The sequence below is a fragment of the Roseovarius aquimarinus genome (assembly GCF_043661195.1).
Lineage (GTDB): Bacteria > Pseudomonadota > Alphaproteobacteria > Rhodobacterales > Rhodobacteraceae > Roseovarius > Roseovarius aquimarinus.
In genome coordinates this window covers 740987-766924 of record NZ_JBIHMM010000001.1, presented here as the reverse complement: position 1 = coordinate 766924, position 25938 = coordinate 740987, and the positions used below count along the sequence as shown (strand labels likewise).

Sequence of the window (25938 nt, the reverse complement as noted above, 5' to 3'; positions counted from 1 at the left end):
CGCCCGGCGGATTTCGGCGGGGCCACGTTGAAAACTTGTTAATCGTCCGTAGGTAAGGATCGCGGCATCCGGCGTGGGCCTGCGCGGACGTTCCGGGCGGGCCGGTGTCGACCTTCCGCCCCTCGGCAACCGCTTCTGGAAAGGGGCATGACAGTGACCATCGCGCAGCCCGATCATCCTCCCTACGATCTTCAGCCGGGCATTCTCGCCGGGCGCTACGATCTGCGTCCCGTGCGCCCTTCGGATGCGGGGCTGATCTCGCTCTACACCGGCGATCTGCGCGTGGCCGAGGCGACGTCCTCGATCCCGCACCCGCTGCCGCCCGGCACCACCGAGGCGTTCATCGCCCGCTGCATGGCCGAGGGCCGCACAGAGGATGCCTGGGCGATCGACGGCACACGCGCGGGCATGGGCGAGGTCATGGGCGTCATCAGCCTCACGCGGCTCGATGTGGGCCAGTCCGAGATCGGCTACTGGGTCGCGCCGGTCTTCTGGAACGCGGGTGTCGCTTCGGCGGCGGTCTCGGCGCTGGTCGCGGCCAACCCGCAAGCCTGCCGCACGATTTTCGCGACCGTCCAGCAGGGCAATCCCGCCTCCGCACGGGTGCTGACGAATTGCGGCTTCACCTATCTCGGCGATGCGGAATCCTTCTGCATCGCCCGCGGTGTCACCGTGCCGACCTGGACCTACAGCCGAAAACTCGATTGAGGCGGGCGCAGCCTTTGCGTATGGAGTGCCGCAGGGCGCCATGACGCCCCGTGGCGCGCATCTGCCACGCCACGCGACGAGGAGCGATGCCATGAAATTTCTGGATCTCGCCAAGGTCTACATCCGCTCGGGCGGCGGCGGGGGCGGCTGCGTCAGCTTCCGCCGCGAGAAGTTCATTGAATACGGCGGCCCCGATGGCGGGGACGGCGGCGATGGCGGCTCGGTCTATGCCGAGGCGGTGGACGGGCTGAACACGCTCATCGACTTTCGTTATCAGCAGCATTTCTTCGCCCGCTCCGGCCAGCCCGGCATGGGGCGCCAGCGCACCGGCAAGGATGGCGAGGATATCGTGCTGCGCGTGCCCGTCGGCACCGAGATCCTGGATGAGGATCAGGAGACGGTCATCGCCGACATGACCGAGCTCGGCCAGCGGGTCGAGCTGGCGCGCGGCGGCAATGGCGGCTGGGGCAACCTGCATTTCAAATCCTCCACCAACCAGGCGCCGCGCCGTGCCAATCCCGGTCAGGAGGGCGTCGAGCGCACGATCTGGCTGCGGCTCAAGCTCATTGCGGATGTCGGGCTTCTGGGCCTGCCGAACGCGGGCAAATCCACGTTCCTCGCCGCCACCTCGAACGCACGGCCCAAGATCGCCGATTATCCCTTCACCACGCTGCACCCCAATCTGGGCGTCGTGGGCGTCGATAACGTGGAGTTCGTCGTTGCCGACATTCCGGGCCTCATCGACGGGGCGAGCGAGGGCAGGGGGCTTGGCGATTTGTTCCTCGGCCATGTCGAGCGCTGCGCGATCCTGCTGCACCTCGTGGACTGCACGTCGCAGACCGTGGCCGACGACTACCGGACCATCATCACCGAGATCGAAGCCTATGAAGGCCCCTTGGCCGAAAAGCCGCGCCTGACCGTGCTCAACAAGATCGACGCGCTCGACGAGGAGGCCCTGGCCGAGGCGAAAGCCGCGCTCGAGGAGGCGTCGGGCGGCCCGGTCATGACCATGTCGGGCGTCGCGGGCGACGGGGTGACGGAGGTGCTGCGCGCCTTGCGCGCCGAGATCGACGAGGACCGGCTGCGCCACCGCGCGGCAGATGCCGAAGAGCCCGAGCCGTGGCAACCCTGAGCGCGGCGCGGCGCCTCGTCGTCAAGATCGGCTCGGCCCTCCTGGTCGAGCGTGGCAGTGGCGCGCTGCGTTCCGGCTGGCTCGAGGGGCTTTGCGATGACGTGGCGCGGCTGCGCGCGCGCGGAACGGACGTGGTGCTGGTCTCCTCGGGCGCCATCGCGCTCGGGCGGGGCACGCTGAAGCTGCCGGCAGGTCCGCTCACGCTCGAGCAGAGCCAGGCCGCCGCCGCGGTGGGGCAGATCCGCCTTGCGGGCGCCTATGAGGCGGCGCTCGCCGCGCGCGGGCTGATCGCGGCGCAGGTGCTCACGACGCTCGAGGACAGCGCCGACCGCCGCCGCTATCTCAACACGCGCGCGACGCTCGAGCAGCTCTTGCGCCTCGGCGCGGTGCCCATCGTCAACGAGAACGACACCGTCGCCACGGACGAGATCCGCTATGGCGACAATGACCGGCTCGCCGCGCAGGTGGCGGTGACGGCGGGCGCGGATCAGCTTGTCCTTCTGAGCGACGTGGATGGCTTCTATTCGGGCAATCCCGGCCTCGATCCCGCCGCGCGCCGTTTCGACGTGATCGACGCGATCACGCCCGAGATCGAGGCGATGGCGGGCGATCCGGTTTCGGGCCTCTCCAAAGGCGGCATGAAGACCAAGCTGATGGCCGCGCGCGCCGCGATGGCGGCGGGCTGCGACATGGCGATCACGCAAGGCGACGTGCTCGGCCCGCTCGCGGCGCTCGAGGCGGGGGCGAATGCCACATGGTTCACCGCGCAGGGCACGCCGCAGCAGCGCCGCAAGGCCTGGATCGGCGCGATGAAGCCGAAGGGCAGGCTGATCGTCGATGCAGGCGCCGCGCGCGCCATCGCGCGCGGCGGCAGCCTTCTGCCCGCCGGGGTCACCGCTGTCGCGGGGAGTTTTCAGCGCGGCGATGCCGTTGAAATCCTTGACGATACCGGCCGCGTTCTCGGGCTCGGCCTCGTGCGCTACGCGGCCGAGGACGCGGGCCGGATCACCGGGCTGCGCTCGGATGGCATCGAGGCCGTTCTGGGCTATCCTGCGCGCGCCGCACTGATTCACCGCGACGACATGGCGTTCTGACGCCCCAAGGAGCCGAGCATGCCCGAGACCGAAGATATTCCCGACCTCATGGCCCGCATCGGCGCCTGCGCGCGCGCCGCCGCGACGGAGCTGGCCGTGACCGAGGCGGACCGCAAGGACATGGCGCTGCGCGGCGCCGCCGATGCGGTCTGGGCGCGGCGCACCGCGATCATCGAGGCGAATGGCAAGGACATGGCCGCCGCCCGCGAGAAAGGGCTGAGCGATGCGATGCTCGATCGGCTGATGCTGGACGAGGGGCGCATCCGCGGCATCGCGGACGGGCTGCGCGCCGTGGCGGATCTGGCCGATCCCGTGGGCGACGTGATGGACGAATGGAGCCAGCCGAGCGGCATCCACATCCGCCGCGTGCGCACGCCCATCGGCGTCATAGGCGTGATCTACGAATCGCGCCCCAACGTGACGGCGGATGCGGGCGCGCTCTGCCTCAAGGCCGGCAATGCCTGCATCCTGCGCGGCGGCTCGGAGAGCTATCACAGCTCCCGCGCCATCCATGCCTGCCTCAAGCAGGGCCTGCGCGAAGCCGGCCTGCCCGAGGAGGCGATCCAGCTCGTTCCGACGCGCGACCGCGCGGCGGTGCAGGAAATGCTGACCATGACGGGCAGCATCGACGTGATCGTGCCGCGCGGCGGCAAGGATCTCGTCGGTCTCGTCCAGCGCGAGGCGCGGGTGCCGGTCTTCGCCCATCTCGAGGGGATCGTTCACATCTATGTCGATGCCTCCGCCGATCCCGAGCGGGCGATGCGCGTCGTGATGAATTCCAAGACCCGCCGCACCGGCATCTGCGGCGCCGCGGAATGCCTGCTGATCCACCGCGATCTTCTGGGCGGGCTCGGCAACGATCTGGTGCGCGCGCTGATCGAGGCGGGCGTCGAGGTGCGCGCCGACGAGGCGCTGAGCGCGATCGAGGGCACCGTGCCCGCGACCGAGGAGGACTGGGGCCGGGAGTTTCTCGACAGCATCATCGCCGCACGCGTGGTGGGCGATCTCGGTCTCGCCATCGGGCATATCGAGGAATACGGCTCGCACCATACCGATTGCATCGTCAGCGAGGATCCGGCGGCGGTGCAGACCTTCTTCTCTCAGGTCGACAGCGCGATCCTGATGCACAACGCCTCGACGCAATTCGCCGATGGTGGCGAATTCGGCATGGGCGCCGAGATCGGGATCGCGACGGGCAAGCTGCATGCGCGCGGGCCGGTCAGCGTCGCGCAATTGACCAGCTTCAAATACCTCGTCGAGGGCGACGGCGCGGTGCGCGGCTAGAAGGCGAGCGACAGCGCGTCGCCGCAGTCGATCTCGGGCGTGCGGCCCAGTTCGGCCAGAAGCGCGGGCAGGAGCGCGAATTGCACCTGTGCGGCGGGCAGGTGGACCAGATGGCCAGCATCCTGCGCCGCGCCGAGCCACGCCCAATGCTCGGGCAGTAAGGTCAGGCGCGCGCCGGTCGCGGTGATGCGCACGCGCCCGGCGCCCCCCGAGACGCGCAGCGTGCCGCCATGCGGTATCGCCTGCTCCGCGCAGAGGATGCCGAGGAAGCTCGCCTGCGCGAGCCTGCGCGGCAGCGGCTCCGCGATGTCCCATTCGCAGGCGATCTTGCCGCGATAGAGGCCGGACAAGACCTCCGCAAGCTCGCCCGAAGGCAGGCCCTGACCCTCGGAGGAGAGGCCGAAGGCGATGCGGAAGAAGCGCAGCCGGGCCGAGGCATGCGCGGCGCTATCGGCCACGAGCGACATCTCCGGCCCGTCGGGCACTCCCGCGAGGCCCAGAAGCTCCAGCCCGTTTGCGATGGCGCCGACCGGGCTGATGAGGTCATGGCAGATACGCGAGCCTATCAGCGCGCTCAGATCGAGGTTAGGCTGTGACATGAAGGGTCTTTCACACGGGCGGGCATATGACGGGATCAGCGGCATTTCTGGAGCCGGGCATGCGGGTCGAGGCGCCGGGCCAGCCCGATTGGGGCGTGGGGCAGGTGCAATCGGTGGTGGGCGAGAGGGTCACTGTGAATTTCCCCGATGCGGGCAAGGTGGTGATCGACACGAGCCGCGTGGCGCTGCTGCCCGTCTTTGATCCCAGATGATGGTTACCAAAGCGTTAAACGCGATCATGAATCGGTTTCCCGCACCTTGCAACCTATAGGTGTGTGCGCGCAGGCGGCGATATTGCCATCGCGCCGCGCTGCCCCTAGAACCGGCGACAGAAGTGCCAAGAGGGGTCATGACCGAAGTTCCGTCCAAATTCTCGCCGGGAGCCGGGCCGGAGCGGGGCAAGGCTCCGGATTTCCAATTGCGGCTGGCCTCGGACGCGGCGACGCTCAGGGCGGCCCAGCGGCTGCGCTACCGCGTCTTCGTCGAGGAGCTTGGCGGCGACGGGCCGCTCGTCGATCATGCCGCGCGGCGCGAGATCGACCGCTTCGACGACCATTGCGACCATCTGATCCTGATCGACCGCGCCCTGCCGGGTAAGGAGGCCGACCAGGTCGTGGGTGTCTACCGCCTCCTGCGCGAATGCGGCGCGGCGCGCGCGGGCCAGTTCTATTCGGAGGACGAGTACGACCTCGGAGCCCTGCGCGCCTCGGGGCGGCGGCTCGCGGAGCTCGGGCGCTCCTGCGTCGATGCGCGCTATCGCGGCGGCGAGGCTCTTTTCCAGCTCTGGCAAGGGCTTGCCGGCTATGTGGAGGAGCACGGGATCGACGTGCTCTTCGGCGTGGCGAGCTTTCACGGCACTGATACTGCGGCGCTGGCAGAGCCCTTGTCGCTCCTTCATCATCGCCATCTCGCGCCGCCCGAGCTGCGCGCCCGCGCGCGCGTGCACGAGCCGATGGACCTGATCGCCGAAGGTGCGATCGACCGGCGCGCCGCGATGGTGCGGATGCCGCCGCTCATCAAGGCCTATCTGCGCCTCGGCGGCCATGTCGGCGATGGCGCCTTCATCGACCATGCGTTCAATACGGTGGATGTCTTTCTGGTGATGGACACGGCCCGCCTCTGCGCGAGCCGCCGCGCGCTCTATGCGGGGCCGCGCGGGTGAGCCTGCCGGATTGGCCCCGCAGCGCGCCGCCCGTGCCCGCACCCGGCTGGGCAGGTCGCGCGCGTCTCTGGCTGCGCCTTCCGCTCCTCGTCTGCGTTCTGGCGGTGCTTCTGCCGCTCCAGCTCGGCCTGAGAGGTGTCGAGCGGGTATTCTGCGGCGCTGCGCGCCCGCTCTCGCCCTATATCGTGCAGGCCTTCTTTCGGGCCTGCCTCGCCATCATGGGCATCCGCCTGCGCATCGAGGGGCAGCCCATGGAGCGCCCCGGCGCGGTGGTGGGCAATCATGCGTCCTGGCTCGACATCTTCGTGCTGAACGCGGCGCAGCAGGTTTTCTTCATCTCGAAATCCGAGGTGGCCGGCTGGCCCGTGATCGGGTTTCTGGCCCGCGCGGCGGGCACGCTCTTCATCCGGCGCGAGGCGCGCGAGGCGCGCGCGCAGACCGAAGCGCTCGAGGCGCGGCTGAACGCGGGTCATCCGCTCCTCTTCTTTCCTGAGGGCACCTCGACGGACGGGCTGCGCGTGCTGCGCTTCAAGGCGACGCTTTTCGAGGCGTTCTTCGCGCCGGGCCTGCGCGAGCGGGCCTACATCCAGCCCGTGACGGTCCGCTACGCCCCGCCCGACGGCCGGGATGCGGCCTTCTACGGCTGGTTCGGCGACATGGAATTCGCCCCGCATTTCGCCGCCGTGCTGGCGGCGCCGCGCGGCGGTGCCGCGCATCTGCGCTACCATCCGCCGCTGAAAGTGTCGGACCATGCGGGCCGCAAGGCGCTCGCCGAGGAGGCCGAGCGCCTCGTTCGCTCGGGCATGCCCGGCCGCTAGCCCATCGCGCGGATGAGTGCGCCGAGCGCCCCGGCGGGATCGTCCCCGGACCAGATCTCGTCGCCGATGCCGAAGAAATCGGTGACGGGCGCCAGCGCGCCGATTTGCGCGGCATCCAAAGCGCCCTCGGCCACGACGGGGATCTCGATCATCTCGGACCACCATTGGAAGAGCTCCGGCTCGGCCTGCGCGCCGTCGCCGAGACCGCTCGCGCCCACCGGCCCGAAGGCGACGTAATCGGCGCCGGCCTCGCCCGCGCTCATCCCCTCGTGGCGCGACTGGGCGCAGAAGGCGCCGACGATCGCATCCGCTCCGAGGGCCTTGCGCGCCTTGCGCACCGAGCGCGCGCCATCGGTGAGGTGCACCCCGTCGAGGCCGAGCCGCTCGGCAAGGCCGATATGGCTTTGGACGACCACCGCCACGTCGCGCGCATGGGCGATCTCGCGGATGGCATCGGCGGCGCGTGCGATGCGCTCCTCGCTCGTGGTGGCGAGCGCGAGGCGCAGGCAGGCGATGTCATGCGCGTCGAGCACCGCCGCGAGGCGGGGCGCGAACTGGCTCAGCTCGAACTCGGGCGGGGTGATGAGGTAGATCTGCGGCTGCTCTTGGTCGCTCATTCGGGCGCTCCTCGGTCTCTTCTTGGCGAGCCGTATAACGCAGCCGTTCGGGGGGCGCCACTGGTGGCTGAGGGCGGCCGCGCTTCGCGCGGGAGTATTTGGACCAAGATGAAGCCCGGATGCGCTCCGCTTGGCCCTTTCCAAGCCGAAGACGGGGCGGTATCAGCGGCGCAGATCCCGCTTTGGCGAAAGGTCCGCTATGCCCACAGACACCCCCCAGCCCAGTTTCGTGCTGGTGCGCCCGCAGATGGGCGAGAATATCGGCGCGGCGGCGCGGGCGATGTGGAATTTCGGCCTCGACCGGATGCGCATCGTGGCGCCGCGCGACGGCTGGCCCAACCCGGCGGCCCGCGCGATGGCGAGCGGGGCGGGGCGGCTTCTCGACGAGGCGCAGCTCGCCGCCGATCTGCCCGAGGCGTTGGCCGACCGGCACTATGTCTATGCCACGACGGCGCGCGGGCGCGAGCTGACGAAGCCCGTTCTGAGCCCCGAAGGCGCGATGCAGGACGCGGTGCGCCGCATCGCCGAGGGCCAGAAGGTGGCCGTCCTTTTCGGCCCCGAGCGCGCGGGCCTCGAGAACGAGGACGTGGTGCGCGCCAACGCGATCATCACCGTGCCGGTCAATCCCGACTTTCCCAGCCTCAACCTCGCGCAATGCGTGCTCTTGACCGCGTATGAATGGCGCCGCGCCGCGGCCGAGGTGCCCGAGGGGCGCGTTCACATGCACAATACGGGTTGGGCGAGCCAGGCCGAGATGGAGGCGCTGGCCGTGCATTACGAGGAGCGCATGGAGGAGGCGGGCTTTTTCTTTCCCGAGCACAAGGCCGCGAACATGCGCCAGACCCTGCGCAATTTCTGGAGCCGGATGCCCCTGACGCAGGCCGACACGCGCCTTCTGCACGGTATCCTGCGGCAGATGGTCCGCTGGAAGGATCGCGGCGGTGGCGGCGCTTGAAGGGGCAGGGGGCGCGCACTACCCTGCGCCACGCGTGGAATTTGGCAAGGAGCGCCGGAAATGGCTGAAAAGCGAAGCATTTTTCAGGATGTCGAGACAGGCAAGCCCGAGGCGGGCGCACCCCGTGCGGAGCCGAAAGGCGGCATGATCGACGCGGGCCGGCGCGGTGCGCGCCGGGGCATCCGCATATGGCTGATGGTGCTCTTCGCGCTCGTTGTGGTGATGATCGCCGTGGGCGGGCTCACGCGGCTCACCGATAGCGGCCTGTCGATCACCGAATGGCGTCCGCTGACCGGAGCGATCCCGCCCCTCAATGCCGCCGATTGGGAGGCGGAGTTCGACCTCTACAAGCAGATCCCGGAATTCCAGGTCCAGAACAGCTGGATGAGCCTCGAGGATTTCAAGGTGATCTACTGGTGGGAATGGGGTCATCGGCAGCTCGGCCGGGTCATCGGCCTTGTCTGGGCGTTCGGCTTTTTCGGCTTCCTCGTCGCGCGGCAGATCCCGGCTGGCTGGACCAAGCGCCTTTTCTTTCTGGGCGTGCTCGGCGGTCTTCAGGGCGCCGTCGGCTGGTGGATGGTCCATTCGGGCCTCGGCGGCGACCGTGTCGATGTCGCCTCCTACCGGCTCGCCACGCATCTGGGACTGGCCTTCGTCATTTTGGGCTTCATCACGTGGTACGTCCTTCTGCTCTCGCGCCCCGAACGCGAGATCCTGCAGGCGCGGCGCGCGCGCGAGGCGCGGCTTTTCTCGCTGGGCACGGGCTGGATGCATTTCACCTTCCTGCAGATCCTCATCGGCGCTCTGGTCGCCGGGATCGATGCCGGGCGCAGCTATACCGAATGGCCGCTGATGGGCGGCGGGCTCTGGCCGCAGCAGATGATGGTGATCGAGCCGTGGTGGCGCAATTTCTTTGAAAATCCCGGCACGGTTCAGTTCATCCACCGCATGACGGGCTATGCGCTACTGGCCTTTTCGGTGCTGGCGCTGATCCGTGGGCGGCGCAGCGCGAATATGGCGACGCGGAGCGCATTCACGCTGGCCTTCTGCGCCTTGCTCGCGCAGATTGCGCTCGGAATCGTGACGGTTGTGCTGGCCGCTCCCTGGGAGGTGGCGATCCTGCACCAGTTCCTGGCGGTCATCCTCTGGGTCCTGATCCTTCGGGCGCGGTTTCACGCCGGTTATCCGGTGGCGCAATCGGTAAGAGGAAGATGAGATGAGCGCGTTCGACGATCTGATGGCCTACCAGCGCCGCACCGAGGCGCTGGCGCAGATCGCCGGACGTCTGAGCTGGGATCGCGAGACGGTGATGCCGCGCGGCGCGGCGGCGCAGCGCTCGGAAGAGGCGGGCGCGCTCAGCGAGGTTCTGCATGCGCGCCGCACCGATCCGCGCATCGGCGATTGGCTCGAGGCGGCCGAGGCCGAGGAGCCGGGCGAGGTCGGGCTTGCGCAGCTGCGCCATATCCGGCGCAGCTACGAGCGCACGCAGCGCGTGCCCTGCGATCTGGCGACGCGCATTTCCTCCTTCACCGCGCTGAGCCAGGGCCGCTGGGCCGAGGCGCGCGAGGCCGATGATTTCGCCGCCTTCGCGCCGGTGCTGTCAGAAATGGTTGCGCTGCGCCGCGAGGAGGGTGCGGCGCTCGCTGATGGGGGCGACATCTACGACGCCATGCTCGACGATTACGAGCCGGGCGCGAAGGCCGCCGATCTCGACGCGATGTTCGGCGCGCTGCGCCCGGGCCTCATCGCCTTGCGCGAGGCGGCGCTGGGGCGCATGCCCGCGCCCAAGGTATCGGGCCGGTTCGACATCGGCGCGCAGATGGAGCTGACGCGGCGGATCGCGGAAGTCTGCGGCTATGACATGACGCGCGGGCGGATCGACGTCGCGGTGCATCCGTTCTCGTCCGGGTCGGGCAGCGATGTGCGCATCACCACCCGCACGAGCGAGGACGAGCCCTTCAACTGCATCTATTCGACCATGCACGAGGCGGGCCATGCCATCTACGAGCAGTCGATAGATCCCGATTACGCGCTGACGCCGCTCGGTTCGGGTGTGTCGATGGGCGTCCATGAAAGCCAGAGCCGCATCGTGGAGAACCAGTTGGGGCGCAGCCGCGCCTTCACCGGCTGGCTTTACGGCCAGCTCCGGGACGCGTTCGGGGATTTCGGCATCGACGGGCCGGATGCCTTCTATGCCGCCGCGAACAGTCTGCATCGCGGCTATATCCGCACCGAGGCCGACGAGGTGCAGTACAATCTTCATATTCTCATGCGCTTCGATCTAGAGCGCGCGCTGGTGTCGGGCGATCTCGCGCCCGAGGATCTCGAGGAGGCGTGGAACGCGCGGTTCCTGCGCGACTTCGGCTATGAGGTGCCCCGCGCCTCGCAGGGCTGCCTGCAGGACGTGCATTGGTCGGTCGGGCTCTTCGGTTATTTCCCGACCTACAGCCTCGGCAATGTCTATGCGGGTTGCCTCGCCGAGGCGCTGCGCCGCGCGGTTCCCGATCTCGATGCGCAACTTGCGAAGGGCGACATGAGCGCCGCGATGGCGTGGCTGCGCGAGAACGTGCAGCGTCACGGGGGCCTCTACGCGCCGCGCGATCTGATCACCCGCGCCTGCGGCGAAGCGCCGAGCGAGGCGCCGCTGATGCGCTATCTCGAAGAGAAATTCGGCGCGCTCTACCCGGCTTGAGCGCGCCCAAGGGTGCCTAGCCGCCCCGGCGGTAGGTCTCGCGCGCGTCCGCCTGCTGGCTTTGGGCGGCCGCCACGTCGGGCGCGCTGTTCGACAGGCTGCGCGACACGTCGGCGTTGAGCTGCGCGAGCGGCGTCTGCGCGAGCCGCGCGCGGTGGAGCGTGTCGAAGATCACGTCGAAATCGTCGCCCTGAATCTCGTAGACGCTGAAGAGCGCGCCCGACGCGTCTAGATAGGCCGCGCGCGCGGGCGATCCGATGATGCCGTCCCCCTCGCCATCGCCGCCGCGCGCGTCCATGCCCGCAGCCTCGTCAAGCGCGGTATAGCCCTCCTCGGCCAGAAGGCGGGCCGTCTCGCCACATGTCTCGAGATCGTCGAGCGGGCGGGCGGGGGCATCGCTCGTCTGGGCCAGAAGCTGCTCGGCGCAGCGCGCGGAATGCGTGCCCGCCGCCTCGAGCGCGCCTTCGATGCGGGCCATGACCGCCTGCCGCGTCGCTGGATCGTCGCCCCCGGCGCCGGTCTGATGGCGCCAGACGGCGATCGCGGCGACGACCACGAGGACGGCCGTCGCGCTTCCCGCCACGATCCGCGCCCTGTTGCGCGGAGCGCCCATTCTCAGCTCTCGTCCGAGGCGCCGCCGGTCGCGGGGCCGTCTTCGGAGACGATCACGGCATCCTCGATCTCGGCCTCGTTCCGCTCGGCGATCCAGGCGACGCTGACCACGACCTCGTTCTTGCCGGTGTCGAAGACCTTGACCCCGCCCGCGCTGCGCGAGCGGAAGGAAATGCCATCGACCGGCACGCGGATCGACTGGCCTTTGGAGGTCGCAAGCATGATCTGGTCCTCGAGCGTGACGGGGAAGCTGGCGACAAGCGCGCCGCCCCGCATCGCCTTGTCCATCGCCGTCACGCCCATGCCGCCGCGCCCGCGTACGGGATAGTCGTGGCTCGAGCTGAGCTTGCCCGCGCCCTGCGCCGTGATGGTCAGGATCAGCGTCTCGGCGGCGGCCATTTCGGAATAGCGCTCCTGGGTAATCGCGGCGTTCTCGTCGCCCTCATCCTCGGAGGCTTCGATCTCTTCGTCGGTGAGGCCGGCCATCTGGCGGCGCATCTTGAGATAGGCCGCGCGCTCGTCCGCGGTGGCGTCGAAATGCGGGATGATCGACATCGACACGACGGTATCGCCCCCGGTCAGCCGGATGCCCCGCACGCCGAGCGACGCGCGGCTGTTGAAGACGCGCACATCGGTCGCCGGGAAGCGGATCGCGCGGCCCGAATTGGTGACCAGCATCACATCGTCATCGTTGGACGCAATCCGCGCATTGATGAGCGTGATTCCGGCATTCTCCTCCTCGAAGCGCATGGCGATCTTGCCGTTCGAGCGGACATTGGTGAAATCGCTGAGCTTGTTGCGACGCACCGTGCCCGCCGATGTGGCGAAGACGACTTGCAGATCGTCCCACTCGCTCTCGTCCCGGTCGACGGGCATGATCGCGGCGATGGAAACGCCCGTGGGGATGGGCAGGATGTTGACGATGGCCTTGCCCTTGGAGGTGCGCCCCCCCTGCGGCAGGCGCCAGGTCTTCAGCTTGTAGACCATCCCGTCCGTCGTGAAGAAGAGTAGCTGCGTGTGGGTGTTGGCCACGAAGAGCGTGGTCACCACGTCCTCGTCCTTGGTCGCCATGCCCGAGAGGCCCTTGCCGCCCCGCTTCTGGGCGCGGAAATCGGCCAGCGCGGTGCGCTTGATATAGCCGCCCGAGGTGACGGTCACGACCATGTCCTCGCGCTCGATCAGGTCCTCGTCGTCCATGTCGCCCGACCAGTCGACGATCTCGGTCCGGCGCGGCACGGCGAAGAGGCTGCGCACCTCCGACAACTCATCCGAGATGATCTGCATGATCCGCTCGCGCGAGGCCAGAATGGCGAGATATTCCTTGATCTTGCCCGCCAGTTCCTGAAGCTCGTCCGTCACTTCCTTGACGCCGAGTTGCGTCAGGCGCTGGAGGCGCAGTTCCAGAATGGCGCGCGCCTGCGCCTCGGAGAGGTTGTAGGTCCCGTCCTCGTTGGCCGTGTGGGTCGGATCGTCGATGAGTGCGATGTATTCGAGGATATCGTTCGCCGGCCAGCGGCGTGTCATCAGCCGCTCGCGCGCGTCGGCGGCGTCCGCCGAGGCGCGGATCGTGGCCACGACCTCGTCCACGTTCGAGACGGCGACGGCCAAACCGCAAAGGATATGGCTGCGCTCGCGCGCCTTGCGCAGCTCGTAGGCGGTGCGGCGCGCGACGACGTCCTCGCGGAAGTCGATGAAGGAGGTGAGGAACCGGCGCAGCGTGAGTTGCTCGGGGCGCCCGCCGTTGAGGGCCAGCATGTTACAGCCGAAATAGGTCTGCATGGGCGTGAAGCGGAAGAGCTGGTTCAGCACGACCTCGGCCGTCGCGTCGCGCTTGAGCTCGACCACGACGCGCACGCCGCTTCGGTCCGACTCGTCCTGCACATGCGCGATGCCCTCGATCCGCTTCTCGCGGGCGGCCTCGGCGATGCGCTCGATCATGGTGGCCTTGTTCACCTGATAGGGGATCTCGTCGATAATGATCGCCCAGCGGTCCTTACGGATCTCCTCGACGCGGGTCTTGGCCCGCACGATGACGCTGCCGCGCCCCTCGAGATAGGCCTTCCGCGCGCCCGACCGGCCGAGCATGATGCCGCCCGTCGGGAAATCGGGGCCGGGGACATACTCGATCAGGTCTTCGGAGCTGAGGTCCGGGTTTTCGATCAGCGCCAGCGTCGCGTCGATCACCTCGCCTAAGTTGTGCGGCGGGATATTGGTCGCCATGCCGACGGCGATGCCGCCCGCGCCGTTGACCAGCATGTTGGGAAAGCGCGCGGGCAGAACCGTCGGCTCGCGGTCCTTGCCGTCGTAATTGTCCTGGAAATCGACGGTTTCCTTGTCGATATCGGCCAGCACGAAGGCCGCCGGCTTGTCCATGCGCACCTCGGTGTAGCGCATGGCCGCCGCGTTATCGCCGTCCATCGAGCCGAAATTGCCCTGACCGTCCAGAAGCGGCAGCGACATCGAGAAATTCTGCGCCATCCGCACCAGCGCGTCATAGATCGCGCTATCGCCGTGCGGGTGATACTTGCCCATCACGTCGCCCACCGCGCGGGCCGATTTGCGATAGGGCTTGTCATGCGTGTTGCCGCCCTCCCACATCGCGTAAAGGATGCGGCGATGCACGGGTTTCAGGCCGTCGCGCAGATCGGGGATCGCGCGGCTGACGATGACCGACATGGCATAATCGAGATAGGACGTCTTCATCTCGTCCGCGATCGAGACGCGCGGGCCGTCATAGGCCGGGCGCTCGGGCGCGTTTTCTTCCATGTCTTCGGGGGGTTGCGGCGTATCGGTCAAGTCGGTGCCCACTCTGTCGCGTCTAACTATATGCTGTGCGAAAAGGTATATCACCGCCCGGATATGGGGTGCAATGGCGCATGGTCACGCCATTTGGCAGCCATGCACGGCGCCTGCTAACAACTTGTTTTTATTGAAAAGTAATTTCCTTGGGGCATGATGAATCGTCAGGCAAGCAAGGAGCATGGAAAATGCCGAAGACAGACCATGGAAACGAGCCGGTTTCGGCTTCGATGAGCGAGACCGAAATGATGCTGAAAGGCTACGGGCTGACCACCGCTGAATTCTTCTACGGAATGCCCGATTACGTGCATGTGCTGAACAGCTACGTGTGGCAGGACTACGATATCGCGCCCGACCATCCGCGCCTTTTCCGCTTTGTCGAATTCTGGCAACGCGAGATCGACGGGCCGCTGCATTCGGTGCGCTTCACGCATCGCAAGATGATCTCGCCGGGCGAGTGGCGCCACGTGACGGGCGAATTCACCCTCCATTGAGGGCGAGGCGCCGGGAGGTGTCCCCCGGCGCGGCACGCATCAGGGGATGATGCGCGTGTATTTCATGCCTTCGAGCGAGGCGCCGGCCATGAGCCCCGCCTGGCCAAAGACCACCGCGATGACGGGGGAGATCGACGTTGTCGTCTCGGCGCGCAAGTTCTCTGCGGTGTCCTTGAAGACGTATTCGATATCCGCGCCGGCGGCCCATCCCGAGGAGCGGCGGAAATTGGCGAGCGCCGCCTCGGTCATAAAGAACAGCACATGCGCGAATTGCTGCGCCCCGATCTGGAGGCCGACGCTGCCCTTGGTCGCCGAGTAGTAATCGACGGTCTGGTCATTGATCTGAAGCGCACCGCGCCCGTAACCGCCGCCGAGCCCCAGCCCCGCCTCGGTGATGAGCGGCATGACGAGCATGCCGGTCGATTTCTCGGCGAGGTTCCGCGTGCCGGGATAGCGGTTGTAGAGATAGTCCTTCGTGGCCACGACGCGCGCGTCGATCTGCTGGGGGCCGCGACTGCCGATGCCGTTGCCGCATGCCGCCGTCATGAGCCCGGCCGTGCCGAGCGCGCCCAAGGTGAAGCCGCGTCTTGTGAGAATGCTCATCGCTCTATGCCTGTTCGTTGCCTGAATACCGCCGGCCTTGTGATAGCCGATCTGGCGAAACTATAGGCGGGGAGCCGCGCATTGTCACGCGCCGGGTGCCTCTTGGGCGAATTACCGCGCGCAGCTTTGATGCGTCAGCGCAGCAGGCGGGCCATCGCCGGGGCGAAATACGTCAGGATGCCGTCGCAGCCCGCGCGCTTGAAAGCCATGAGGCTTTCGACCATCGCGCGCTCGCCGTCGATCCAGCCGTTCTGTGCGGCAGAGGCGATCATGCTGTATTCGCCGCTGACCTGATAGGCGTAGGTCGGCGCGGCGAAGGTGTCCTTGGCGCGCCGGCAGATGTCGAGATAGGGCATGCCCGGCTTGACCATCACCGCATCGGCGCCCTCGGCCAGATCGCGCGCGATCATGCGCATCGCCTCGTCCGAATTGGCCGGGTCGATCTGATAGCTTCGCTTGTCGCCCTTGAGCGCGCCGCTCGCCCCCACCGCGTCACGGAAGGGACCGTAGAAAGCGCTGGCGAATTTGGCGGCATAGCTCAGGAGGATCGTGTCCTGATGGCCCGCCGCCTCGAGCGCGGTGCGGATCGCGCCGATGCGCCCGTCCATCATGTCCGACGGCCCGATGATATCGACGCCCGCCTCGGCCTGCGCGAGGGCCTGGCGCACGAGCGCCTCGACGGTCTCGTCATTGACGATGACGCCGCCGCGCACGAAACCGTCATGGCCCGTGTCCGAATAGGGATCGAGCGCCACATCCGCCATCACCATCATCTCGGGCACCGCCGCCTTGATCGCGCGGGTCGCGCGATTGCTCAGATTGTCGGGATTCCAGGCCTCGGCGCAATCGGCGGTGCGCGCTTCGGGGCCGCTATAGGGAAAGAGGCAGATCGCGGGGATGCCCAGATCCGCCGCCTCGCGTGCCGCCTCGGCCACGCGGTCGACGCTGAGGCGGTTGACGCCGGGCATGGAGGCGACCGGCTCGGTCACGTTCTCGCCGCCGCGCACGAAGACGGGCCAGATCAGATCGCCCACCGAGAGCGTGTTCTCCTGCGCCATGGCGCGCAGTCCGGGCGTGCGGCGCATGCGGCGCGGGCGGGAGGCGGGGAAGGGGGCTTGGATGGGCTGCATGGGAGGGCTCGGATCCTGGCTCGGTATTTGGCTCGGGCTTTCGTCGCATGGATGCGGCGCCATCTCAAGGCCCGCTTGGCCGGCGCACGAAGCCTATGATGCGCCGAGGCGCCGCAATCCGGCGCTTTTCGTTTCCCGCGATAGGGGTTAAGACGAGTTTCGGTGCGAGACATTGGGGCAGGCGTGGACTGGTATTCAACGGTTTTCGAATTGATCGACATGCGCAGTTTCAGCAACCTCTGGTTCTGGATCGCGCTCGCTGTGCTCTGGTCCTCGGCCAGCCATTACGTGCTCGGCGTGCCGTGGGACATGGTCACACGCGCCCGCAAGGGGCACGCGCAGGCCCTGGCGGACATGAACCAGCTTGCCGCGATCAACAGCCGGCGCATCCTCTATATCGGGCGCGAGACGGGGCTTCTCATCACGGCGCTGCTCAGCTTCTTTCTGTCCGGCGCCTTGCTGCTGGGCTGGTTCTACGGGCGCGAATTCGCGCAGGCGGTGTTCCTGCTGCTGCTGCCGATGTCGGCGGTATGGCTCTTGTCGGTGCGCACCGCGCATCGCATCGAAGAGAACGGCCTGACCGGCGACGCCCTGATCTCGGCCTTCAACCGCCATCGCCTGCTCGTGCAGATCATAGGCATGCTCTCGATCTTCGTCACCGCCATGTGGGGCATGTATCAGAACATGACCTCCTCGGCGCTGGGGATCTGAGCGCGGCCGCGTGACACCGCGCCGGGCTGGACTATCTGCGCCCCATGGGGCATCAGAAGCGCCCGCGCCGCATGCCCTTTGATACCGTCTGACCCGACCGAGAGACAATGACCGCAAAGCCCAGCCATATCACCGTCTCGGGCGCGCCCGAGGGATTCGACGCGCGCCTTCTGCTGGACGAGGTGCAGCGCGCGGCGGGCCCGGTGATCCATATCGCCCGCGATGACAAGCGCATGGCGGCGATGGCCTCCGCGCTGGCCTTTTTCCAGCCGGGCATGCCGGTGATGCAGTTTCCCGCGTGGGACTGCCTACCTTTCGACCGCGTCTCGCCCAATCCCGACATTTCCGCCGCGCGCATGGCGACGCTGGCGGGGCTGGTGCACGGCATGCCGGGGCGCTTCGTTCTGCTCACGACGCTCAGCGCGGCCATGCAGCGCATCCCGGCGCGAAAGGTTCTGGAGGGCGCAGCCTTCACCGCGCAGGTCGGCCAGCGTATCGACGAGGCCGCTTTGCGCGCCTTTCTGGTGCGTATGGGCTTCACGCAAAGCCCAACGGTGACGGAGCCGGGCGACTACGCGGTGCGCGGCGGCATCATCGACATCTACCCGCCGGGCGGCGCGGATGGCGGGCCGGTGCGGCTCGATCTCTTCGGTGATGTTCTCGACGGCGCGCGCCGCTTTGATCCGGCGACCCAGCGAACGACCGAAAAGCTCGACATGATCGAGCTTGCCCCCGCCTCGGAGGTCATTCTCGACGAGGCGGCCATCATGCGCTTTCGTCAGAATTACCGGATCGAATTCGGCTCGGCCGGAACGGACGACCCGCTCTACGAGGCGATCAGCGCGGGGCGCAAGGCGCAAGGCGCCGAGCATTGGCTGCCCTTCTTTCACGACACGCTCGAGACGATTTTCGACTACATGCCGGGTGCGCCTGTCCTGATGGATGACGGTATCATCCCCGCGCGCGTCGCGCGCTGGGAGGGCATCGAGGACCAGTACGAGACGCGCCGCCTCGCCATGAGCGCGAAGGGGCGCGGCGACAGCGTCTACAAGCCGGTGCAGCCGGGCCTTCTCTATCTCGACGAAGCGGCGTGGGATGCGGCGCTCGGCGCGCATCGCGCCGTGCAGCTTCGTGCGCTCCCGCAGGCGACGGGCGCGGGCGTCACAGACGCGGGCGGGCGGATCGGGCGCAATTTCGCGCCCGAGCGCCAGCAGGAGAGTGTTAGCCTTTTCAGTGCCTTGAAGGGTCATATTGACGCGAAGATGGAAAAGGGCCCGGTCCTCGTCGCGAGCTATTCCGAAGGCGCGCGCGAGCGGATGGAGGGGCTACTCGAGGATGAAGGCCTTGTGGGGCCGGTCTCCGTCACCTCGGCCGAGCGCCTCGGCAAGTCAGGGCTGCATCTGGCGGTCTGGCCGCTCGATGCGGGGTTCGAGGGGCCGGTGGACGGGCGCCACCTCACCGTCATCGCCGAGCAGGACATTCTGGGCGATCGCCTGATCCGCGCGCCCAAGCGCAAGCGTCGGGCCGAGAATTTCCTGAGCGAGGCCAACAGCCTGACGCCGGGCGATCTCGTGGTGCATGTCGATTTCGGCATCGGGCGGTATCTCGGCCTCGAGGTGGTCACGGCGGCGGGCGCCGCGCATGAATGCCTCGTCCTGGAGTACGCCGAGGCGTCGAAGCTCTATCTGCCGGTCGAGAATATCGAGCTGCTGAGCCGCTATGGCCATGAGGAGGGCCTGCTCGACAAGCTGGGCGGCGGCGCATGGCAGGCCAAGAAGGCGCGTCTGAAAGAGCGCATCCGCGAGATGGCGGATCGCCTCATCCGCATCGCCGCCGAGCGCGCGCTGCGCAATGCTCCTGTATTGGAGCCCGAGCATCACGCGTGGGAAGAGTTCTCGGCCCGCTTCCCCTATGAGGAGACGGACGACCAGTTGCGCGCCATCGAGGACGTGATGGCCGATCTTCAGGCGGGCACGCCGATGGATCGCCTGATCTGCGGCGATGTGGGCTTCGGCAAAACGGAGGTGGCGATGCGCGCGGCGTTTGCGGCGGCCATGTCGGGCATGCAGGTGGCCGTGATCGCGCCCACGACGCTCCTGGCGCGTCAGCATTACCAGAGCTTTGCCGAGCGGTTCCGCGGCTTTCCCATCAACGTGCGGCCCCTGTCGCGGTTCGTCTCGGCCAAGGATGCGGCGGCGACGCGCGAGGGGCTGGGCAAGGGGCAGGTCGACATCGTCGTCGGCACGCACGCGCTTCTGGCGAAGTCGGTCAAGTTCCAGAACCTCGGCCTTCTCATCATCGACGAGGAGCAGCGTTTCGGCGTCGCGCACAAGGAGCGGCTGAAGGCGCTGCGCAGCGATGTGCATGTCTTGACCCTGACGGCGACGCCCATTCCCCGCACGCTGCAACTCTCGCTTTCGGGTGTGCGCGATCTGAGCATCATCGGCACGCCGCCGGTCGATCGCCTGTCGATCCGCACCTATGTGAGCGAGTTCGACACCGTCACGATCCGCGAGGCGCTCTTGCGCGAGCATTATCGCGGCGGGCAGAGCTTCTTCGTGGTTCCGCGCATCTCGGACCTGTCCGAGATCGAGGCCTTCCTCGACAACGAGGTTCCCGAGGTCAGCTATGTCATCGCCCATGGCCAGATGGCGGCGGGCGAGCTCGATACGCGCATGAACGCTTTTTATGACGGCAAGTATGATGTGCTGCTGGCGACGACCATCGTCGAGTCGGGCCTCGATATCCCGACCGCCAACACGATGATCATCCACCGCGCCGATATGTTCGGCCTGAGCCAGCTCTACCAGATCCGGGGGCGCGTCGGCCGCTCCAAGACGCGCGCCTATGCGTATCTCACGACCAAGCCGCGCGTGCCGCTCACCGCCGCCGCCGAAAAGCGCCTGCGCGTTCTGGGCAGTCTCGACACGCTGGGCGCGGGCTTCACGCTGGCCAGCCAGGATCTCGACATTCGCGGCGCGGGCAATCTTCTGGGCGAGGAGCAGTCAGGCCAGATGCGCGATGTGGGCTACGAGCTCTACCAGTCGATGCTGGAAGAGGCGGTCGCCAAGATCAAGGCGGGCGAGACCGACGGGCTTTACGACACGGATGGCCAATGGGCGCCGCAGATCAATCTGGGCGTGCCGGTTCTCATCCCCGAGGATTATGTCCCCGATCTCGACGTGCGGCTCGGTCTCTATCGCCGCCTCAGCAGCCTCGACACGAAGGTCGAGCTGGAGGGGTTCGCCGCCGAGCTCATCGACCGGTTCGGCCCGCTGCCCAAGGAGGTGAACACGCTCATCCTCGTGGTGCGCATCAAGGGAATGTGCCGCAAGGCCGGCATCGCCAAGCTGGACGGCGGCCCCAAGGGCGCGACGATCCAGTTTCATCAGGACAAGTTCGCATCGCCCGAGGGGCTGGTCGAATTCATCAAGGAACAGCGCGGCCTCGCCAAGATCAAGGACAACAAGATCGTGGTGCGGCGCGACTGGGCCAAGGAGAGCGACAAGATCAAGGGCGCTTTCTCGATCGCCCGCGATCTGGCGCAGAAGGTGGCCGACAAGGCCCGCGCCGACAAGGCTGCCAAATCCGCGAAAGAGGCGGAAAAGGGCGGCGCGAAGGGGGCGGGCAAGACGGGTTGAGCCCTTGCCGGGGTGGCGCCTTTCGCCTGAACGAAAGTTTTTCCTATCGCCGCGCCGCGCGCCGTGTTCCACTGGAGGTTGAGAGGGCCGGCCGCTGCGTCATGAGAGGCGAATGCCGGGCGCAGTGAAGGGACCACCCGAAAAGGAGACCGCCCCATGCCATCCGACTCGTCCGACGACATCGAGCCGAAGAAGCCGTCCCTCGGCCTCGCGCTCGTGCCCGTGGTGCTGACCCTCGCCGTGCTGGGCGTCCAGCTGTTCTATTTCGGCGATTTCACGCCGCATATCCCGCTCGCCATCGGCCTCGCGATCACGGCGCTTGTCGGCCTTTATCTTGGCCATGACTGGGGCAACATGGAGGATGGCGTCTTTCGCGTCATCAACGTCTCGCTGCCTTCGGTTTCGGTGCTGATCGTCGTGGGCATGATCATCGGTGTGTGGATCGCGTCGGGCACGGTGCCGACGCTCATCTATTACGGGCTGCTGATCCTCTCGCCGCAGATCTTCCTCGCCGCGTCCATGATCATGTGCGCGGTCGTCTCGGTCTCTCTCGGCACGAGCTGGGGCACGGTCGGCACCGTCGGCCTCGCCCTCATGGGGATCGGCGCGGGCTTCGATATCCCGATGTACTGGACGGCGGGCGCCGTCGTCTCGGGCGCGTTCTTCGGCGACAAGATATCGCCCCTGTCGGACACGACGAACCTCGCGCCGGCGGTGACCGGCGTGAACCTCTTCGATCATATCCGCAACATGATGCCCACGACCGTGCCCGCGATGCTGATCGCGCTCGGCGTCTATATCTGGGCGGGCTACGCGCTGATCGGCGAAGGCACGGCCTCGTTCGAGCGGATCGAGAGCATCACCAATGCGCTCAACGAGTATTTCGCCATCTCGCCCTGGCTTCTGGTGCCTGCGCTTCTGGTGCTGGCGCTCGCCGTGATGAAGAAACCGCCGATCCCCTCGCTTTTCGCCGGGGTCGTCGCGGGCGCGATCACGGCGATGATCGCGCAGGGCGCGTCGCTTCATGACACGTTCGGCTATGCCAATAGCGGCTATTCCATCGACACCGGGATCGCCGAGATCGACAGCCTTCTAAATCGCGGCGGCATCCAGTCGATGATGTGGACCATCTCGCTCATCCTGATCGCGCTCGGCTTCGGCGGCGCGCTCGAGCGGACGGGCTGCCTTCAGGCGATCATCGCGGCGATCCTGTCGAAGGTGCATTCCTTCGCGGGCGTGCAGACGGCGGCCATCGCGACCTCCACGGCGACGAACCTCGTCGCGGGCGATCCTTACCTCTCGATCGCGCTGCCCGGGCGGATGTATGCGCCCGTCTATCGCGGCATGGGCCGCTCGACGCTGAACCTCAGCCGCGCGACCGAAGAGGGCGGCACGCTCATGTCGCCGCTGATCCCGTGGAACGCGGGCGGCGCCTTCGTCATCTCGGCGCTCGGCCTCGGCGTGATCGACGGAAATTTCGAGAACCTGCTCTATATCCCGCTGGCCTTCGCCTGCTGGATGACGCCGGTGATCGGGATCTTCTACGCCTGGACCGGGTTCTTCTCGCCGATGGCGGATGCCGCCGAGAAGAAGGATTGGCGCGAGAACGACCGCTCGATCGCGGATCTGAGCGCATATGGTTATGACGATCCGCTGGCCGACGAAGAAAGCGCCGCGGCGCGATAGAGGAAACTTCTTTCCCGCGCCGTCTTGGCGCGGGGCTAGAAGCCCTTGATCTGCATCGAAACGACCTTGCCGCTGTCGTAGCGGCGCTGGCCCAGCTCGACGAAACCCGCCGCCTCGTGGAACTTCATGGATGGCGTATTGGGCGGATCGATATCCATCTCGGCCGCCATGACGAGACGGCCGTTGCGGCGCGCGAGGGTTTCGACATGCGCATAGAGCGCGCGCCCCAGACCCGCGCCCCGGCCCTCCGGCGCGATCACGATCCGGTCGATATAGACGAAATTGTTCAGCCGCTCGGAGAACCATGCGAAATTCGCGTTCTCGTAGGGCGCGCCTTGCTCCATCGCCAGAACGAAGCCGATGGCGTCGCCGGCCTTCTCGGCGACGATGGCGTGGGTGCATATCTCGAGAAGATGGGCGAGGCGGCTTACGTCCATCTCGCTGGTCACGTCCACCACGGCGGCGTTCATCGCGACGATGGCCGCCGCATCCGCGCCCGTCGCCTCGCGCAGCGTGATCCTGTCGCCCTCAGCCCTTGGCGCCATCGCCCTGCGCTTCCTTGAAGGCGCGCACCCGGTCGGCCAGCATCTTGCGGGCCTTGGTGTTGGCGCGGCGCACCCGCACGGCGGTCAGGAACGCTTCTTCCGCGGTCTGGGATGTCGCGCCCATCATCGCGGCCAGATCATCGACGATGCGGTCGTCGCCGGTGATCTCCTCGGCCTTGAGCGCGTCGATGGCCAGTTGGTCGGCCAGATCCTCAGCGACGCCCATGACCTAGCGCGTCCCTTCGGTCAGGCGGCGCTTGACGTAGGAGGTGACCGTTTCGATCATCGGCTCCATGTGCGGATCCTCGAAGAAATGGCCGGCGCCCGGGACTTCCTCGTGCTGGATGGTGATGCCGTGCTGATCGTGCAGCTTGTTGACGAGCGCGGTCGTGTCGGCCGGCGGCGCGACGCGGTCCGCGGCGCCGTTGATGATGAGGCCCGAGGAGGGGCAGGGCGCAAGGAACGAGAAGTCGTACATGTTCGCCGGGGGCGAGACGCTGATGAAGCCGGTGATCTCGGGGCGGCGCATCAGAAGCTGCATGCCGATCCATGCCCCGAAGGAGAAGCCCGCGACCCAGCAATGCTTGGAATTGGCGTTCATGCTCTGCAGATAGTCGAGCGCCGAGGCCGCATCCGAGAGTTCGCCCACGCCCTGATCGTATTCGCCCTGGCTGCGGCCCACGCCGCGGAAGTTGAAGCGCAACACGGTAAAGCCCATGCGGTGAAACGCGTAATGGAGGTTGTAGACCACCTTGTTGTTCATCGTGCCGCCGAATTGCGGATGCGGATGCAGCACGATGGCGATGGGAGCGTCCTTTTCCTTCTGCGGGTGATAGCGGCCTTCAAGCCGGCCTTCGGGGCCGGGAAAGATAACCTCGGGCATGCAGCGTTCCTTGCTATGAGAACCTTGGGCGCGGCAAACCCCGTTGACGGGGGGGATCGCGCGCCTTAGAACAATTCTAAATTGACGGTCCCGCGCGGCGACGCGGCGGGCCGGACCATCGGGCTTGGAGCGTGATAAGCGCGCCCGCGCCCGAGGTCAATCCATTCGAGAGGCCCGCCGGGGGAGGGGACGTCCATGAAACTCAGCACCAAGGGACGCTATGCGATGGTCGCGCTTTCGGATATCGCCTTGCAGCCCGAAGGCACGCTCGTCACGCTGGGCGAGGTGTCGCGCCGCCAGAGCATTTCGCTGCCCTATCTCGAGCAGCTTTTCGTCAAGCTGCGGCGCGCGGATCTGGTGACCTCGGTGCGCGGGCCGGGGGGCGGTTATCGCCTGTCGCGCCCCACCTCCGAGATCCGCGTCTCCGAGATCCTCGCCGCCGTGGACGAGACGGTGGACGCGATGCACAAGGGCGCGGGCGCCTCGGGCGGCGCATCGGGCAGCCGTGCGCAATCCATGACGAACCGCCTCTGGGAAGGGCTGAGCGCGCAGGTCTATGTCTATCTGCACCAGACCCGGCTGAGCGATGTGGTCAACAACTCGCTCGCGCCATGTCCCGCCGTGCCCTCGCTTTTCAATGTCGTGGACGAGGATTGATGGCCTGCCTGTGGCGCACGTCTTTTCTCGTGGATGAAGTGAGGGCCATATGAAGGGCCGGGTCTATCTCGATCACAACGCGACCGCGCCGCTGCGCCCCGAGGCGCGCGACGCGATGGTCGCGGCGATGGACGTGGTCGGCAATCCGTCGAGCGTGCATGCCGAGGGCCGCGCCGCCAAGGCGCTGATCGAGCGCGCACGCGCGCAGGTCGCCGCCGCGCTCGGGGCGGAGGGGGCCGACATCATCTTCACATCGGGCGCGACAGAAGCGGCGGCGCTCGCCTGCGCGGGCCGCTCGCTGAGCGGGGCGCCGATCGAGCATGAGGCCGTCGCGGCCTGGACGGACGGCGCGCTCGGCGTCTCGCCCGACGGCGCGGTGTCGGTGCCCGCGCCGGAGCACGCGGCGCTGCAACTCGCCAATTCCGAGACCGGCGTGGTGCAGAACCTGCCCGAGGGGCTGGCCGTGAGCGACATGACGCAGGCGTTCGGCAAGCTGCCCTTCGCTTTCAACTGGAGCGGCGCGCAGATGGCGCTTGTCTCGGCGCACAAGCTGGGCGGGCCGAAGGGCATCGGCGCGCTGGTCGTGCGGCGCGGCACCGATGTGCCCGCGCAGATCAAGGGCGGCGGGCAGGAAATGGGCCGCCGTTCGGGCACGGAGAACATCGTGGGCATCGCCGGTTTCGGCGCCGCCGCAGAGGCCGCCGCGCGCGATCTGGCCGAGGGACGCTGGGCCGAAGTCGAGAAACTTAGAAACATTCTAGAAAAGACCATTGCAGCCGCTGATAATGAGACTATTTTTGTCGGGAAAGCTTCGCAGCGGCTTCCGAACACCTCCTGCATGCTCACGCCCGGCTGGAAGGGCGAGACGCAGGTGATGGCGATGGATCTTGCGGGCTTCGCGGTATCGGCCGGCTCGGCTTGCTCGAGCGGCAAGGTGCGCGCCAGCGCGGTGCTCCGCGCGATGGGCTATGGCGAGGCCGACGCCGCCTCGGCCATCCGGGTCTCTCTGGGGCTCGATGTGACGGAAGACGATATCACGCGCTTCGCCGAGACCTGGCTGAAGCATCTGGACAGACATCGCGCCCGATCCGGCGCGCAGTGACACGGGGAGAGAGA

General features: G+C 67.4%; 25 protein-coding genes. 16 read left to right on the top strand and 9 right to left on the bottom strand.

The genetic code is table 11. From position 1 onward, the window contains the following. The first annotated feature begins 147 nt into the window (after positions 1 to 147). The 4 genes from ACGRVM_RS03640 (at position 148) to ACGRVM_RS03625 (ending at position 4218) form a co-directional block, all read left to right on the top strand. Positions 148 to 708: a GNAT family N-acetyltransferase gene (locus tag ACGRVM_RS03640; protein ID WP_377168603.1), complete on the top strand. Its 561-nt coding sequence runs from the start codon at positions 148 to 150 to the stop codon at positions 706 to 708. Between the two features lie 91 nt (positions 709 to 799). Next, positions 800 to 1840 (top strand): GTPase ObgE, encoded by a 1041-nt coding sequence (gene obgE, locus ACGRVM_RS03635; RefSeq protein WP_377168605.1) that lies wholly within the window; start codon positions 800 to 802, stop codon positions 1838 to 1840. Beyond that, on the top strand, positions 1828 to 2934 hold the full coding sequence (gene proB / locus ACGRVM_RS03630) for a glutamate 5-kinase (RefSeq protein WP_377168607.1): 1107 nt from the start codon (positions 1828 to 1830) through the stop codon (positions 2932 to 2934). The genes obgE and proB overlap by 13 nt, the downstream gene beginning before the upstream one ends. An 18-nt stretch (positions 2935 to 2952) precedes the next feature. Further along, positions 2953 to 4218, top strand: a complete 1266-nt coding sequence (locus ACGRVM_RS03625; protein WP_377168609.1) for a glutamate-5-semialdehyde dehydrogenase — start codon at positions 2953 to 2955, stop codon at positions 4216 to 4218. Here the strand turns inward: ACGRVM_RS03625 and ACGRVM_RS03620 are convergent. Further along, positions 4215 to 4817, bottom strand: coding sequence for a histidine phosphotransferase family protein (locus ACGRVM_RS03620; RefSeq protein ID WP_377168611.1), 603 nt, complete (start codon positions 4815 to 4817; stop codon positions 4215 to 4217). The genes ACGRVM_RS03625 and ACGRVM_RS03620 overlap by 4 nt on opposite strands. Positions 4818 to 4843: 26 nt before the next feature. Here ACGRVM_RS03620 and ACGRVM_RS03615 point away from each other — a divergent pair, with 26 nt between their 5' ends. From ACGRVM_RS03615 to ACGRVM_RS03605, 3 genes are all read left to right on the top strand, one after another. Further along, a complete protein-coding gene (locus tag ACGRVM_RS03615) occupies positions 4844 to 5029 on the top strand; it encodes a DUF3553 domain-containing protein (protein ID WP_377168613.1) in 186 nt (61 codons plus the stop codon). Positions 5030 to 5166: 137 nt separating this feature from the next. Continuing rightward, entirely contained in the window at positions 5167 to 5979 is an 813-nt protein-coding gene (locus ACGRVM_RS03610; RefSeq protein ID WP_377168615.1) for a GNAT family N-acetyltransferase, read from the top strand. After that, positions 5976 to 6797 carry a lysophospholipid acyltransferase family protein gene (locus ACGRVM_RS03605; protein ID WP_377168617.1) on the top strand — a complete coding sequence of 274 codons (822 nt, stop codon included), beginning with the start codon at positions 5976 to 5978 and terminating at the stop codon, positions 6795 to 6797. The genes ACGRVM_RS03610 and ACGRVM_RS03605 overlap by 4 nt, the downstream gene beginning before the upstream one ends. Here ACGRVM_RS03605 and ACGRVM_RS03600 read toward each other — a convergent pair. Next, entirely contained in the window at positions 6794 to 7414 is a 621-nt protein-coding gene (locus ACGRVM_RS03600; protein WP_377168618.1) for a thiamine phosphate synthase, read from the bottom strand. The two genes, ACGRVM_RS03605 and ACGRVM_RS03600, sit on opposite strands and share 4 nt — an antisense overlap. 199 nt (positions 7415 to 7613) lie before the next feature. On the opposite strand from ACGRVM_RS03600, the gene ACGRVM_RS03595 reads away from it, so the two are divergent. The 3 genes from ACGRVM_RS03595 to ACGRVM_RS03585 are packed head-to-tail and all read left to right on the top strand — an operon-like array spanning position 7614 to position 11061. Then, positions 7614 to 8369, top strand: a complete 756-nt coding sequence (locus tag ACGRVM_RS03595; protein WP_377168620.1) for an RNA methyltransferase — start codon at positions 7614 to 7616, stop codon at positions 8367 to 8369. Positions 8370 to 8429: 60 nt separating this feature from the next. Further along, entirely contained in the window at positions 8430 to 9584 is a 1155-nt protein-coding gene (gene ctaA / locus ACGRVM_RS03590; protein ID WP_377168622.1) for a heme A synthase, read from the top strand. A 1-nt stretch (position 9585) separates the two neighbouring features. Beyond that, entirely contained in the window at positions 9586 to 11061 is a 1476-nt protein-coding gene (locus tag ACGRVM_RS03585; RefSeq protein ID WP_377168624.1) for a carboxypeptidase M32, read from the top strand. Between the two features lie 16 nt (positions 11062 to 11077). Here the strand turns inward: ACGRVM_RS03585 and ACGRVM_RS03580 are convergent, their stop codons facing one another. Beyond that, positions 11078 to 11674 (bottom strand): hypothetical protein, encoded by a 597-nt coding sequence (locus ACGRVM_RS03580; protein ID WP_377168626.1) that lies wholly within the window; start codon positions 11672 to 11674, stop codon positions 11078 to 11080. Positions 11675 to 11676: 2 nt separating this feature from the next. Beyond that, positions 11677 to 14439, bottom strand: a complete 2763-nt coding sequence (gyrA, locus tag ACGRVM_RS03575) for a DNA gyrase subunit A (RefSeq protein ID WP_377168628.1) — start codon at positions 14437 to 14439, stop codon at positions 11677 to 11679. A gap of 221 nt (positions 14440 to 14660) precedes the next feature. On the opposite strand from gyrA, the gene ACGRVM_RS03570 reads away from it, so the two are divergent. Beyond that, positions 14661 to 14966, top strand: a complete 306-nt coding sequence (locus ACGRVM_RS03570) for an usg protein (protein ID WP_377168630.1) — start codon at positions 14661 to 14663, stop codon at positions 14964 to 14966. Between the two features lie 39 nt (positions 14967 to 15005). On the opposite strand, the gene ACGRVM_RS03565 is transcribed toward ACGRVM_RS03570, so the two are convergent. Both ACGRVM_RS03565 and hemB read right to left on the bottom strand, forming a co-directional pair. Further along, positions 15006 to 15569, bottom strand: coding sequence for a lipid-binding SYLF domain-containing protein (locus ACGRVM_RS03565; RefSeq protein ID WP_377168632.1), 564 nt, complete (start codon positions 15567 to 15569; stop codon positions 15006 to 15008). Positions 15570 to 15703: 134 nt separating this feature from the next. Further along, positions 15704 to 16699 (bottom strand): porphobilinogen synthase, encoded by a 996-nt coding sequence (gene hemB, locus ACGRVM_RS03560; RefSeq protein WP_377168634.1) that lies wholly within the window; start codon positions 16697 to 16699, stop codon positions 15704 to 15706. Positions 16700 to 16882: 183 nt separating this feature from the next. Between hemB and ACGRVM_RS03555 the strand changes: the two genes are divergently transcribed. From ACGRVM_RS03555 to nhaC, 3 genes are all read left to right on the top strand, one after another. Beyond that, a complete protein-coding gene (locus ACGRVM_RS03555) occupies positions 16883 to 17410 on the top strand; it encodes a component of SufBCD complex (RefSeq protein ID WP_377168636.1) in 528 nt (175 codons plus the stop codon). Between the two features lie 107 nt (positions 17411 to 17517). Beyond that, on the top strand, positions 17518 to 21051 hold the full coding sequence (gene mfd, locus ACGRVM_RS03550) for a transcription-repair coupling factor (RefSeq protein WP_377168638.1): 3534 nt from the start codon (positions 17518 to 17520) through the stop codon (positions 21049 to 21051). A 156-nt stretch (positions 21052 to 21207) separates the two neighbouring features. Continuing rightward, positions 21208 to 22737: a Na+/H+ antiporter NhaC gene (nhaC, locus tag ACGRVM_RS03545; protein ID WP_377168641.1), complete on the top strand. Its 1530-nt coding sequence runs from the start codon at positions 21208 to 21210 to the stop codon at positions 22735 to 22737. 35 nt (positions 22738 to 22772) lie between these two features. Here the strand turns inward: nhaC and ACGRVM_RS03540 are convergent, their stop codons facing one another. From ACGRVM_RS03540 to ACGRVM_RS03530, 3 genes are read right to left on the bottom strand one after another with little or no spacing between them, the layout of a single operon-like run. Continuing rightward, the gene (locus ACGRVM_RS03540; protein ID WP_377168642.1) at positions 22773 to 23282 is read right to left on the bottom strand and encodes a GNAT family N-acetyltransferase; all 510 of its coding nucleotides are present in this window, start codon (positions 23280 to 23282) and stop codon (positions 22773 to 22775) included. Then, positions 23266 to 23508, bottom strand: coding sequence for a hypothetical protein (locus tag ACGRVM_RS03535; protein WP_377168644.1), 243 nt, complete (start codon positions 23506 to 23508; stop codon positions 23266 to 23268). Before ACGRVM_RS03535 ends, ACGRVM_RS03540 begins: the two co-directional genes overlap by 17 nt. Positions 23509 to 23511: 3 nt before the next feature. After that, on the bottom strand, positions 23512 to 24165 hold the full coding sequence (locus tag ACGRVM_RS03530) for an alpha/beta hydrolase (RefSeq protein ID WP_377168646.1): 654 nt from the start codon (positions 24163 to 24165) through the stop codon (positions 23512 to 23514). Between the two features lie 195 nt (positions 24166 to 24360). Between ACGRVM_RS03530 and ACGRVM_RS03525 the strand changes: the two genes are divergently transcribed. Together ACGRVM_RS03525 and ACGRVM_RS03520 are read left to right on the top strand one after the other, a co-directional pair. Next, positions 24361 to 24822 (top strand): Fe-S cluster assembly transcriptional regulator IscR, encoded by a 462-nt coding sequence (locus tag ACGRVM_RS03525; protein WP_377168648.1) that lies wholly within the window; start codon positions 24361 to 24363, stop codon positions 24820 to 24822. Positions 24823 to 24871: 49 nt separating this feature from the next. Further along, entirely contained in the window at positions 24872 to 25924 is a 1053-nt protein-coding gene (locus ACGRVM_RS03520) for a cysteine desulfurase family protein (protein ID WP_377168650.1), read from the top strand. The last annotated feature ends 14 nt before the right edge of the window (positions 25925 to 25938 follow it).